General features: G+C 69.2%; 9 protein-coding genes. 7 read left to right on the top strand and 2 right to left on the bottom strand.

The window, feature by feature from the left end:
- The first annotated feature begins 3 nt into the window (after positions 1–3).
- The 6 genes from MQC88_RS02525 to MQC88_RS02500 all read left to right on the top strand — a co-directional run bounded on the left by MQC88_RS02525 (position 4) and on the right by MQC88_RS02500 (position 8,931).
- Entirely contained in the window at positions 4–984 is a 981-nt protein-coding gene (locus MQC88_RS02525; protein WP_243318936.1) for a phosphoglycerate mutase, read from the top strand.
- A 59-nt stretch (positions 985–1,043) separates the two neighbouring features.
- A complete protein-coding gene (recJ, locus tag MQC88_RS02520) occupies positions 1,044–2,735 on the top strand; it encodes a single-stranded-DNA-specific exonuclease RecJ (RefSeq protein WP_243320228.1) in 1,692 nt (563 codons plus the stop codon).
- Positions 2,736–2,795: 60 nt separating this feature from the next.
- A protein-coding gene (gene prfB / locus MQC88_RS02515) for a peptide chain release factor 2 (protein ID WP_243318934.1) occupies positions 2,796–3,924 on the top strand; the annotation gives its coding sequence in 2 pieces (ribosomal slippage) (positions 2,796–2,870 and positions 2,872–3,924; 1,128 coding nt in all).
- A 101-nt stretch (positions 3,925–4,025) separates the two neighbouring features.
- Entirely contained in the window at positions 4,026–5,543 is a 1,518-nt protein-coding gene (gene lysS, locus MQC88_RS02510) for a lysine--tRNA ligase (RefSeq protein ID WP_243318932.1), read from the top strand.
- 116 nt (positions 5,544–5,659) lie between these two features.
- Entirely contained in the window at positions 5,660–6,766 is a 1,107-nt protein-coding gene (locus tag MQC88_RS02505; RefSeq protein WP_243318930.1) for a response regulator, read from the top strand.
- Positions 6,763–8,931 carry an ATP-binding protein gene (locus MQC88_RS02500; protein ID WP_243318928.1) on the top strand — a complete coding sequence of 723 codons (2,169 nt, stop codon included), beginning with the start codon at positions 6,763–6,765 and terminating at the stop codon, positions 8,929–8,931. The genes MQC88_RS02505 and MQC88_RS02500 overlap by 4 nt, the downstream gene beginning before the upstream one ends.
- Positions 8,932–8,952: 21 nt before the next feature.
- On the opposite strand, the gene MQC88_RS02495 is transcribed toward MQC88_RS02500, so the two are convergent.
- Positions 8,953–9,825 (bottom strand): crotonase/enoyl-CoA hydratase family protein, encoded by an 873-nt coding sequence (locus MQC88_RS02495; protein WP_243318926.1) that lies wholly within the window; start codon positions 9,823–9,825, stop codon positions 8,953–8,955.
- Positions 9,826–9,958: 133 nt separating this feature from the next.
- Complete coding sequence (locus MQC88_RS02490; RefSeq protein WP_243318924.1) at positions 9,959–11,638, bottom strand: long-chain fatty acid--CoA ligase; 1,680 nt, start codon at positions 11,636–11,638, stop codon at positions 9,959–9,961.
- Positions 11,639–11,841: 203 nt separating this feature from the next.
- Between MQC88_RS02490 and MQC88_RS02485 the strand changes: the two genes are divergently transcribed.
- Positions 11,842–12,276: a nuclear transport factor 2 family protein gene (locus MQC88_RS02485; protein WP_243318922.1), complete on the top strand. Its 435-nt coding sequence runs from the start codon at positions 11,842–11,844 to the stop codon at positions 12,274–12,276.
- The last annotated feature ends 74 nt before the right edge of the window (positions 12,277–12,350 follow it).

The following is a 12,350-nucleotide window of genomic DNA, read 5'->3' as shown; positions in this document are numbered from 1 at the left end:
CGGATGGCCATGGCGACGCTGCTGCTGCCCGAACGCAGGCGCTTCGCCGGGCGCGGCCTGCCCGACGCGCTGGCACGCGCGCTCGGTCGCGCCGACCCCGTCGCCGGTGGCGAAGCTGGCGAGCGCGCGCAGTTGCTGCGCCATTTCACCTTGCTGCCGCGCACCTGGCCTGCCGCCGCCTTGACCCGGCAGCTCGATGCCGGCGATGCCGCCGCGTCGCAATGGCTGCGCGCGGACCCGGCCTGGGTGCGCCCGGAACTCAATGGCGCGCGCCTGCTCGCCTGCGGCGAGGGACTGCAGCTGGAGCAGGAGGACGTCGATGCCTTGTTGCCGGCGCTGCGCCCGCTGTTCGGCGACGCCGGATTCCCGATCGATGCGCCGCGGCCGTCGCGCTGGTACCTCCGCTTGCCGCAGGGCGCGAGCGTGCCGGACTTCGTCGAGCCCGATGACGCCCTGGGCGCGGACCTGTTCGATTCCCTGGTCGGCACCGAGACCGCGACCAGTGCCGGGAATCGGCGCTGGCGCGCGCTGCTCAGCGAGGCCCAGGTGGTGCTGCACAACCATCCCTGGAACGCGCGCAGGGCGGCCGCCGGCAAGTCGCCGGTGAATTCGTTGTGGTTCTGGGGCGGCGGCAAGGCACCCGACCACGTCGCCACTGCGCACGCGCAGGTGCATGGCGGCGACGCGATGCTGCAGGCGCTGGCCAGGGGCGCGGGCGTTCCGTGGTCGGCGCGCGGGCCGCGGTTCCAGGTCCAGGACGCGAACGCCCTGTGGGACCTGCGCGGACTGCGCGATCCATCGCGGCTGTTCGACGACTGGCTGTCGCCGGCGGTCGCGGCGATCCGGGATGGGGGCTTGCAGCGCCTGCGGCTGGATTTCGGCGATGGCGACGGCTACGTGCTGGCGCGGACGCAGCGCTGGCGCCTGTGGCGGCGGCCGTTGCGCGAACTGGCGCCGGTGCAGCCACGCCGGCCGGCCGCGTGATCCCGGCCCGCAGCATCCGCCGCCGTCCGCTGGCGGCCGCCAGTGGCGACTGGGGCGCGATGCCGCCGCTGCTGCAGCGCCTGCATGCGGCCCGCGGCGCCGCCGATCCAGCGCAGGCGCAACCCCGGCTGGCGCAATTGTTGTCGCCCGACAGCCTCGGCGGTCTCGATGCCGCGGTGGCGCTGCTGGCCCGGGCGATCGCGGAGGACCGGCACATCCTGGTCGTCGGCGATTTCGACTGCGATGGCGCCACCGCGTGCGCGGTCGGCGTGCGCGGGTTGCGCATGCTCGGCGCGCGCCGGGTATCGCACGCGGTGCCCAACCGGATGGTGCACGGCTACGGCCTGTCGCCGGGGCTGGTCGAGGACCTGGCCGGACTGCAACCGGACCTGCTGGTGACCGTCGACCACGGCATCGCCTGCCACGCCGGCATCGCCGCAGCCAAGGCACGCGGCTGGCAGGTGCTGGTGACCGACCACCACCTGCCGGGGGACGCCTTGCCGCCGGCCGATGCCATCGTCAACCCGAACCTGCGCGGCGACGCCTTCCCCAGCAAGATGCTGGCCGGGGTCGGGGTGATGTTCTATGTGCTGCTGGCGCTGCGACGCCATCTTTTCGAGCTTCCGGGTCGCGAACGCGAGGATCAGGCTGCAGCCACCGATGGCGGCAGTGGTCATCGGCAGCCGCCTGACCTCAGGTCGTTGCTGGACCTGGTCGCCGTCGGCACGGTTGCCGACCTGGTGCCGCTGGATGCCAACAATCGTGCCCTGGTGGCCGCCGGCCTGCGGCGGCTGCGTGCAGGGCAGGGCTGCGCCGGGCTGCGTGCATTGATCGAGGTCGCCGGGCGCGATCCGGGCGCCCTGACAGCCGCCGACATCGGGTTTGCGCTGGCGCCGCGCCTCAATGCCGCCGGGCGGCTGGAGGACATGGCGCTGGGGATCGAGTGCCTGCTCAGCGACGATCCGTGCAAGGCGCGCGGGATCGCCGCGACCCTGGACGGCATCAACGCCGAGCGCCGTGCGCTGCAGCAGCAGATGACCGACGAGGCCGAAGCCGCGCTCGCCCGGGTCACGCTGGAAGGCGTGCTGCCACCGGCCTTGTGCCTGTTCGATCCGCACTGGCACCCCGGCGTGGTCGGGCTGGTGGCATCCAGGCTCAAGGAGCGCACCCACCGGCCAGTCTTCGCCTTCGCGCCCTCGGAACCGGGCGGGGCGAGCCTGCGCGGCTCGGCGCGTTCGATTCCCGGCTTGCACATCCGCGACCTGCTGGCCGCGGTGGACAGCGCACACCCCGGCCTTGTCGAGCGCTTCGGCGGCCATGCGATGGCCGCGGGGCTGAGCCTGGCGCGCGATGCGCTGCCGCGGTTCGAGCAGGCATTGCAGGCGCAGGTCGCGCGCGTGCTCGATCCGGCTTCGCTGCAGGCCGAAGTGGTCAGCGACGGCGAGCTGCAGCCGCACGAATTCGATGCGCTCCACGCGCGCCTGCTGCGCGACGGCGGGCCGTGGGGGCAGGGCTATCCCGAGCCGTTGTTCGACGGGTGCTTCGCGGTGCTTGGCTGGCGGATCGTCGGCGAGCGCCACCTCAAGCTGGAGCTGGGCAGCGGCCGGCAGCGCCTCAATGCGATCGAGTTCGGCGGCTGGGACGGTCAGGCGCCCCCCGCCAGCGTGCGCGTCGCCTACCGGCTGGAACCGGACGCGTATCGCGGCGGCGATGCGATCCAGCTGGTCGTGGTGCATCGCGAACCGGCCTGAGCGCGGCAGCCAGCCGCCAACTGGTAAGATTTGCGGCCGTTCCACAGCATCCGCCAGCACATGATCGAGCTCAATCCCGTCCGCCAGCGCATCGCCGACCTCCGTGGCCGGCTGGATGCGCTGAGGGGGTATCTTTGACTACGAGGCCAAGGTCGAGCGCCTCGAGGAAGTCAACCGCGAACTGGAAAACCCGGACATCTGGAACGATTCCGAGCGCGCCCAGGCATTGGGCCGCGAGCGTTCGCTGCTGGACAAGACCGTCACCGGCATCCGCGGACTGAGCGAGGGCCTGGTCGGCGCCGACGAGCTGCTGGAACTGGTCGAAGCCGAAGACGACGAGGACACGGCCAGGGCCATCGTCGCCGACGTCGAGCGCTACGCGCGCGGCGTCGACCAGCTCGAGTTCCAGCGCATGTTCTCCGGCAAGATGGACGCCAACGCCGCGTTCGTGGACATCCAGGCCGGCGCCGGCGGTACCGAGGCGCAGGACTGGGCGGAGATGCTGCTGCGCATGTACCTGCGCTGGGCCGAATCGCGCGGCTGGAAGACCGAACTGCTGGAGGTCAGCGGCGGCGACGTCGCCGGGATCAAGTCGGCGACCTTCCGGGTCGACGGCGACTACGCCTACGGCTGGCTGAAGACCGAGATCGGCGTGCACCGCCTGGTGCGCAAGTCGCCGTTCGATTCCGACAACCGGCGCCACACCAGTTTCACCTCGGTGTTCGTGTCCCCGGAAGTCGACGACAGCATCGAGATCGACATCAATCCGGCCGACCTCAGGACCGATGTCTACCGCTCCTCCGGCGCCGGCGGCCAGCACGTCAACAAGACCGAATCCGCGGTGCGCATCACCCACGTCCCGACCAATACCGTCGTCGCCTGCCAGACCGAGCGCAGCCAGCACGCCAACCGCGACCGCGCGATGAAGATGCTGGCGGCCAAGCTCTATGAGCTCGAAGTGCAGAAGCGCAATGCCGAGAAGGATGCGCTGGAAGCGACCAAGTCCGACATCGGCTGGGGCAGCCAGATCCGCAACTACGTGCTCGACCAGTCGCGGATCAAGGACCTGCGCACCGGCGTGGAACGCAGCGACACCCAGAAGGTGCTGGACGGCGACCTGGACGAATTCATCGAGGCCAGCCTCAAGTCCGGCCTGGAAGCTGGATCCAGGCGCAGCGATGCCGCCTGATGCCGTCGGCCCGGCGCAGCCCGGGAGCCGGCGACTTTGATTCCCGCCGCAAACCACCAGACACTGGATTCCTGCTTTCGCAGGAATGACGAGCGTACGCAATGACCCACGAAGCCACGACGCCCCCTGTCGACGAAAACCACCTGGTCGCCGAGCGCCGCGCCAAGCTGGCGGCCCTGCGCGCGCAGGGCATCGCGTTCCCCAACGATTTCCGTCGCGCCGATCTTGCCGGAGACCTGCAGCAGCAGTACGCCGATGCGGAGCGGTGGACCGGCGAGGCCCTGGAAGGCGAGGGCAGGCGGGTGGCGCTGGCCGGGCGCCTGCTCGCCAAGCGGGTGATGGGCAAGGCCGCGTTCGCACAGGTCCAGGACATGACTGGCCGGATCCAGCTGTTCCTGCAGTCCACCGCGCTGGGCGACGCCTACGAGGCATTCAAGGGCTGGGACGTGGGCGACATCGTCGCTGCCACCGGCAGCCTGATGCGCACCAGGACCGGCGAACTCTCGATCAAGGCCGACACCCTGCGGCTGCTGGTGAAGTCGCTGCGGCCGCTGCCGGAGAAGTGGCACGGCCTCAGCGACGTCGAGCAACGCTATCGCCAGCGCCATGTCGACCTGATCGTGAATCCCGAGGTGCGCGAGGTCTTCGTCAAGCGCTCGCAGGTCATCGCCGCGATGCGTCGCTGGCTCGATGCAAGGCGCTTCCTCGAGGTCGAGACGCCGATGATGCATTACCTCGCCGGCGGCGCCACGGCACGACCGTTCACCACCCACCACAACGCGCTCGACCTGGAGCTGTTCCTGCGGGTGGCCCCGGAGCTCTACCTCAAGCGCCTGGTGGTCGGCGGCTTCGAGCGGGTGTACGAGATCAACCGCAACTTCCGCAACGAAGGCGTCAGCACCCGGCACAACCCCGAGTTCACCATGCTCGAGCTGTACGAGGCCTACGCCAGCTACGACGAGGTCATGGACCTGACCGAGTCGCTGATCCGGGATGTCGCGCTGGAAGCGATCGGCCACACCGGGCTGGAATGGGAAGGCAACGCGATCGATCTCGGGCCGCGCTTCCGCCGCTGGAAGCTGGAAGAAGCGGTGCGCGAGCTCAATCCGCAGATCAGCGTCGCCGACTGCCGCGATCGCGAGGCGCTGGCCTCGCACTGCGCGCGCCTGGGCATCCACGTCAAGCCCGGGTACGGTTGGGGCAAGCTGTTGCTGGAGATCTTCGAGAAGACGGTCGAGCCGGGGCTGGTCCAGCCGACCTTCATCACCCATTACCCGGTCGAGGTTTCGCCGCTTGCGCGCGAGTCCGACACCGAGCCGGGCATCACCGACCGCTTCGAACTGTTCATCGGTGGCAAGGAGATGGCCAATGGCTTCTCCGAGCTCAACGATCCGGAGGACCAGGCCGCGCGCTTCCGCGCGCAGGCCGAAGCCAAGGCCGGTGGCGACGACGAAGCGATGCATTTCGACGCCGACTACATCCGCGCGCTCGAGGTCGGGTTGCCGCCCACCGGCGGCCTGGGCGTCGGCATCGACCGGCTGGTGATGCTGCTCACCGATTCGGCGTCGATCCGCGACGTGCTGCTGTTCCCGTACATGCGCCCCGAGGTCGGTGGCTGAGGCCTGTCCCGGGGCTGGCGGTTTCATCGTATAAGGGGATGGCCGCCATCGATGGCCCGTCGCCAGCGTGGAAGGGGGCACTTGCCCAAGCCGGAGCCCACGGCGAGGATGTCGACATGGCCGTGCACGGACGCCACGCACTCCAGACCCGGGACGACTCCTTGAACATCGTCATTGTCGACGACCAAAGCTCGATGCGATCGATGCTGCGCCACATCCTCGAGGACATCAGTCCCGAGCTGCAGGTGCTCGACTTCGATTCCCCGAACGCCGCGCTGGGCTGGTGCGAGGACAACCGCCCGGACCTGCTGCTGCTCGACTACCGCATGCCGGAGATGGACGGGCTCGAGTTCGCCCGGCGCTTCCGGCGGCCGCTGGTGCATCGCGACGTCCCGATCGTGCTGGTCACCGTGGTCGGCGACGAGCCGGTGCGGCAGGCGGCGCTGGATGCGGGCGTCATCGACTTCCTGGTCAAGCCGATCCGGCCGCGCGAACTGCGCGCCCGTTGCCGCAACCTGCTGCAGCTGCGGCAGCAGTCCGAGTCGGTCAAGCAGCGCGCGCTGTCGCTGGAGCAGCGGCTGCTGTCGAGCATGAACGAGGTCGAGGAGCGCGAGCGCGAGACCCTGTCGCGGCTGGCCCGGGCGATCGAGTACCGCGATACCGGCACCAGCGCGTACCTGGAGCGCATGGCGCATTTCGCCGGCTTGCTGGCCGAGGAACTCGGCATGTTCGAGGACGAGGTCCGGCTGATCGAGATGGCCGCGCCCTTGCACGACATCGGCAAGATCGCCATTCCCGACGCGATCCTGATGAAGCCCGGCCCCCTCGGCGAGGACGAGGTGCAGATGATGCGCCGGCATCCGCAGATCGGGCACGAACTGCTGAGCGGCAGCCAGAACCGCTTCATCCAGATGGGCGCGGTGATCGCGTTGCGCCACCACGAGCGCTACGACGGCAGCGGTTATCCGGGCGGACTGGCCGGCGACCTGATCCCGATCGAGGCGCGCATCGTCTCGGTCGCCGACGTGCTCGATGCGCTGCTGTCGCCACGCCCGTACAAGCGCGCGTGGCCGCTTGAAGAGGCCCTTGGCTGGTTGCGCGGGCAAAGCGGGATCCTGTTCGACCCGCAATGCATCCAGGCGTTGACGCACAGCCGCACGCGCTTGCTGGACATCTGCGAGCGTTATTCCGCGGTACGGGTGAAGCCGGAACTGGACGCATGATCCGATCGCTGCCGACGCTGGCAAGGCAACGCTTCGCCGGGCGTCCGGACAGCGAACATGGCCAGGCGCTGGTGCGGCTGGCGGTGCTGTCGGTGGTGCTGGGCTACCTGTTGCTGCACGGGCCGCAGGGCTCCGATGCCCAGTACCGCGTCGTGATGATGATGGTGGCGGCAGGATTCACCGTCGGGATCGGGCTGGTGCTGGGGATCATGGTCCGGCCCGGGGTATCGCACCTGCGCCGCGGCATCGGGATGCTCTCGGACTATGGGCTGATGGCCGCGGCGATGATCCGCTTCGGCGAGCCGCTGGCCTGGGTCTACGTGATCCTGATGTGGGTGACCGTCGGCAACGGCCTGCGCTACGGCAACCGCTACCTGTTCGCCGCGGTGGCGATGGCAAGCCTCAGCTTCGGCAGCGTGCTGGCGGGGAACGACTATTGGGCCGCGAACCGCACGCTCGGCTTCGGCCTGCTGGCGGGGCTTGTCGCAGTGCCGCTGTACCTGTCCGGCCTGCTGCGCGCCCTGACCCGGGCCACGGCCGAGGCAAGGCGCGCGAACGAGGCCAAGACCCGGTTCCTGGCCAACATGAGCCACGAATTCCGCACCCCGTTGAATGGCCTGGCGGGGATGTCCGAACTGCTTGCAGCGACGCGCCTGGACAGCGAACAACGCGAATGCGTCGACACGATCCAGGCTTCGGCCCGGTCGTTGCTGGCGCTGGTCCAGGACGTCCTCGACATTTCCGCGATCGAGGCCGGCAAGTTCAAGCTCGACCAGGTCGATTTCTCGCTTGGCGAGCTGCTGCAGTCGGTCGGGCTGATCCTGCAGCCCTCGGCGCGGGCCAAGGGGATCGGGTACCAGGCCTCGGTCGATCGCGACGTGCCCGACCTGCTGCGCGGCGATGCCGCCCACCTGCAGCAGGTATTGCTGAACCTGGCTGGCAATGCGGTCAAGTTCACCGATGCCGGTTCGGTGGCGCTGCAGGTCGCCCGCGTGGCCGCCGCCGACGGTGCGCTGCGGCTGCGTTTCACCATCGTCGATACCGGCATCGGCATCCCGCCATCCGCGCGGGCCCGGTTGTTCGAAGCGTTCGAGCAGGCCGACGCCAGCCTGTCGCGGCGCCACGGCGGAACCGGCCTGGGGACCACGATCGCCAAGGGCCTGACCGAGGCCATGGGCGGCAGCATTGGTTTCGAGAGCACCGAGAACCGCGGCAGCCGCTTCTGGGTGGAACTGCCCTTCGCATCCGTTGCGCCGGCAATGCCGGCGCCGATGGCGCGCGAACAGGTCGCCGCCGCGGGCGGGCCCGAAAACGTGATCGCGTTCAGCGATCCGTTCCTGCGCCATCGCGCCCGCACCCGCAGCCTGAACCTGCTCGTCGCCGACGACCACGCGGCCAACCGCATGGTCGTGCAGCGACTGCTGCAGAAGGCGGGCCACCGCGTGGTCTGCGTGGACGGTGGCGACGACGTGCTCGAGGCATTGGCGGTGAGCGACTACGACGCAGTCGTCGCCGACCTGCACATGCCCGGGCTCAGCGGCCTGGACCTGCTGCGGCAACTGCGGATCATGCAGGCCGGGGGCGGCGAGCGGACGCCGGTGATCATGCTCAGCGCCGATGTCACTCCCGATGCGATCCAGCAATGCCGCCAGGCCGGGGCGCATGCCTTCCTGCCAAAGCCGGTCGTGGCCGCACGCCTGCTGGACCTGATCTCCGACATCGCCGGTGGTGGCGCCGCGCCGCCGGCAACGCCGCCGCAGTCACGCCCGGCAACCCGGGCCGACGCACTGCTGGAGGGTGCGCTGGATCCCGGAGCGCTGGACGAGCTCGCCGCAATGGGCATGGGCGCGGCCTTCGAGAAGGAATTCATCGTGCAGTGCCTGCGCGACGCCGAGGCCTGCCTGCAGGGGCTGGAACAGAGCGGCAAGCGGGCCGACTGGGCGGCCGCGCACGAACACGCGCACGCGCTCAAGGGCGTTGCCGGCAACCTGGGCCTGGTGAAGCTGGCCGAGGCCAGCGGCGAGGTCTTGCTGATGGCCGAATGGCAACTGTCGCGCGACTGGCGCCAGTGCCTGGCGATGCTGCGCGAATGCATGGGGCAGGGCCGGGCAGCGCTGGACGCGCGCAGCCGCGCCCGTGGCGTGCAGGACAGCGAAAGCAGCTGACGGGCCCTGCGGCCCGCCTGCTCAGGCCGCCGAAGCGATTCCCGCCCTCCGGTTCTGCGCGCGCACGATCCGCTCCATGGTGCGCAACGAGCGCTCGCCGAGCGCCAGCGCGGTATCCACCCAGACTTCGGTGATGCCCATCAGTTCGTCGTACCCGACCGGCTGCGCGATCCCCCGCACTGCGTTGAGCGCGACATGCGCATGCGGCGCACGCTGCTGCGCACGGATCAGCTCCTGCACCGCGGCTTCGCCTTCGCCCTTGGGCACCAGCACGTCGACGATGCCCATGCGGTGCAGCTCGGCGCTGGAATGGGTGTTGCCTTCAAGGATCAGCTTCTCGGCGAGCTGCGGGGTTACCCGCTTGCACAGGAACGAATACGCACCCATGCCCGGGAACAGCCCGAACAACACCTCCGGCAGGCCCATCTCCACGCCTTCCTCGGCCACGATGGTCTGGCAGGCGAGCGCGAGCTCCATGCCGCCGCCGAGGGCATCGCCCTGCACCAGCGCGATGCTGCGCACGTCGCCGCCGAGCGAGGCATGCAGTGCGTGCACGCCTTCGACGCAGCGACGGGCGTAGGCCAGCAGCCGTTCGCGGTCGCCGGTGCGGATCAGGCGCGAGAACAGGTCCAGGTCGCCGCCGAGGTTGAAGGCATCGGCATCTGATGCGAGCACGACATGGCGCAACTGGCCCGGCTTGCGCTGCGACTCGCGCAGGGTGATGGAGGTCAGGAAACTCCACATGTCGTCCATCAACGCGGTGCGGAAGCAGGGGCGCACCCCGCTGCCGGCGTCGGCGTGCATGTAGAGCCAATGCGCGTTGCCGTCTGGGGTCGATTCGACCCGCATGGTCGGGAACGCCTGGGTGCGCTGCAGTTTCTCAATGGTGTTCATGGCAATCCCCCGCAATTCCGCCACCGGACTGGGGTGGACCGCGGGCGGAAACGGTTCCACGGCGCGATGCTACACCCCCGCGGGTGCGGGGCAGGCGACGTCGCCCGGACGGGCCGGGACCGCCGCCCCGGCCTTATTGCGGGCCGGCCTCTTCGCGCAGTTCGCGGCGCAGGATCTTGCCGACGTTGGTCTTGGGCAATTCGCTGCGGAACTCGACGTACTTGGGGTGCTTGTAGCCGGTGAGGTTCTCGCGCGCGTGCGCCTTGACCTGCTCCACCGTCAGCGCCGGGTCCTTTTTCACGATCACGACCTTGACCGCCTCGCCCGACTTGTCGTCCGGCACTCCGACGGCCGCGACCTCGAGAACGCCCGGCATCAGCGCGATCACGTCCTCGATCTCGTTGGGATACACGTTGAACCCCGATACCAGGATCATGTCCTTCTTGCGGTCGACGATGTAGAAGAAACCGTTCTCGTCCATCCTCGCCATGTCGCCGGTATGCAGCCAGCCTTCGGCGTCGATCACGTTGGCGGTTTCGTCGGGGCGGTTCCAGTAGCCCTTCATCACCTGCGGGCCCTTGATGCACAACTCGCCGATCTCGCCGACCGCCAGCTGGCGGCCTTCCTCGTCCTTGACGCAGGCATCGGTGGACGGCACCGGCAGGCCGATCGAACCGTTGTACTCGGCGATGTCCATCGGGTTGATGCAGGCGGCGGGCGAGGTTTCGGTCAGGCCGTAGGCCTCGACCAGGGTGCAGCCGGTGACCTGCTTCCAGCGTTCGGCCACCGCGCGCTGTACCGCCATGCCGCCGCCCAGCGTCAGGTGCAGGTGCGAGAAATCGACCTTCTCGATGCCTGGGGTGTGGAGCAGGCCGTTGAACAGCGTGTTGACGCCCGTGATCGCGGTGAACGGGAGCTTCGACAACTCCTTGACGAAACCGGGCATGTCACGCGGATTGGTGATCAGGTAGTTGAGCCCGCCGAACTTGGTGAACACCAGTCCGTTGGCCGTCAGCGAGAAGATGTGGTACAGCGGCAGCGCGGTGACGATGATCTCCTCGCCCGGGCGCACGGCGACGCCCACCCAGGCCGCGGCCTGCTGCATGTTGGCGACCAGGTTGCGGTGGGTGAGCATCGCGCCCTTGGCCACGCCGGTGGTCCCGCCGGTGTATTGCAGGAAGGCGATGTCGCCGGGATCGATCGACACCTGCGCCGGCTTCTGCAATTGCCCCAGCACCAGCGCGTCGCGGAAGCGGATCGCGCCGGGCAGATCGTAGTCCGGCACCATCTTCTTCACGTGGCGCAGCACGAAATTGACGATCGCGCCCTTGGGGAAGCCCAGCATGTCGCCCAGCCCGGTCGTGACCACCTGCCTGACCTGGGTGCCGGCGAGCGCCTCCTGCACGGTGTGGCCGAAGTTGTCGAGCACCACGATCACGCTCGCACCCGAATCCTCCAGCTGGTGCCTGAGCTCGCGCGGGGTGTACATCGGGTTGACGTTCACCACCGTGAGGCCGGCGCGCAGGATCCCGAAGGTGGAGATCGGGTACTGCAGGCAATTGGGCATCATGATGGCGACGCGATCGCCCTTCTTGAGCTGGAGTTCGCCGAGCAGGTAGGCGGCGAATTGCGCGCTGAGGCGATCGACGTCGCCGTAGCTCAGGACCTTGCCGAGGTTGGCGAAGGCAGGGCGCTCGCGGAACCGGGTAATCGCGCTGTCCAGGACCGAGACGATGGATGGGTATTCGTCGACATCGATTTCAGCGGGTACGCCTGCGGGGTACTGGTCCAGCCATGGCCGTTCGGAACTCATCGCGATCCCCTCCTGCGCGCATGCTTTCGCCGCGACTTTCGACATGAACCGATCGCCAGGCAGCCCGAATGCGCCCCCGTACGGTGTCCAATGGATTGGAGCATAGGCCCATGGGGCTGGCAAGGCGACGACAGGCCGGTGCCGCGTCGTACGCTTGCATTCCAACCGCGGGTCGTCCGCCGGCGGCCAACGGGAGGTAACCAATGAACGTACGTTGGTGGATCGCCGTAGCGCTGGTGCTGGTGGCGCTTTGCGCATGCACGCGCACGACGCCGGAACAGCAGCTGCGGGCCACGATCGCTTCGTTGCAGGCCGGGATAGAGGCGCGGGACGCGGGCGCGATCCGCGATGTCCTGGCCGATGACTTCGTCGGCCCGGAAGGGCTGGATCGCGAGGGCGCGGTGCGGATGGCGCAGGCCCTGTTCCTGCGCCACCGCGGCATCGGGGTCACCATTGCCGGCCCGTTGCAGGTCCGGATGCAGCCGGGCCATGCCGGCGTCGGATTCGACGTCGGGCTGACCGGCGGCTCGGGCAGGGTGCTGCCGGAAGCGGCCAGGCTCTACGGCGTCGAGACCGGCTGGCGGCTGCAGGATGGCGAATGGCGCCTGACCAGCGCCACCTGGACGCCGCGGCTGTAACGCCACTGTCCCCGATACGGACAAGGCGGCCGAAGCCGCCTTGTCGTTGCTTTGCCGCGAGCGGCCGGACTGCC

Source organism: Cognatiluteimonas sedimenti (assembly GCF_022808325.1).
In the GTDB taxonomy this organism is placed as follows: domain Bacteria; phylum Pseudomonadota; class Gammaproteobacteria; order Xanthomonadales; family Xanthomonadaceae; genus Cognatiluteimonas; species Cognatiluteimonas sedimenti.
This window is presented reverse-complemented; position numbering and strand designations above follow the sequence as displayed.

Bases quoted from the DNA above. Each gene is read 5' to 3' on its own strand.
- MQC88_RS02525 (WP_243318936.1), top strand. From the start codon at position 4: ATGGCCATGGCGACGCTGCTGCTGCCCGAACGCAGGCGCTTCGCCGGG.
- recJ (WP_243320228.1), top strand. From the start codon at position 1,044: ATGCCGCCGCTGCTGCAGCGCCTGCATGCGGCCCGCGGCGCCGCCGAT.
- lysS (WP_243318932.1), top strand. From the start codon at position 4,026: ATGACCCACGAAGCCACGACGCCCCCTGTCGACGAAAACCACCTGGTC.
- MQC88_RS02505 (WP_243318930.1), top strand. From the start codon at position 5,660: ATGGCCGTGCACGGACGCCACGCACTCCAGACCCGGGACGACTCCTTG.
- MQC88_RS02500 (WP_243318928.1), top strand. From the start codon at position 6,763: ATGATCCGATCGCTGCCGACGCTGGCAAGGCAACGCTTCGCCGGGCGT.
- MQC88_RS02495 (WP_243318926.1), bottom strand. From the start codon at position 9,825: ATGAACACCATTGAGAAACTGCAGCGCACCCAGGCGTTCCCGACCATG.
- MQC88_RS02490 (WP_243318924.1), bottom strand. From the start codon at position 11,638: ATGAGTTCCGAACGGCCATGGCTGGACCAGTACCCCGCAGGCGTACCC.
- MQC88_RS02485 (WP_243318922.1), top strand. From the start codon at position 11,842: ATGAACGTACGTTGGTGGATCGCCGTAGCGCTGGTGCTGGTGGCGCTT.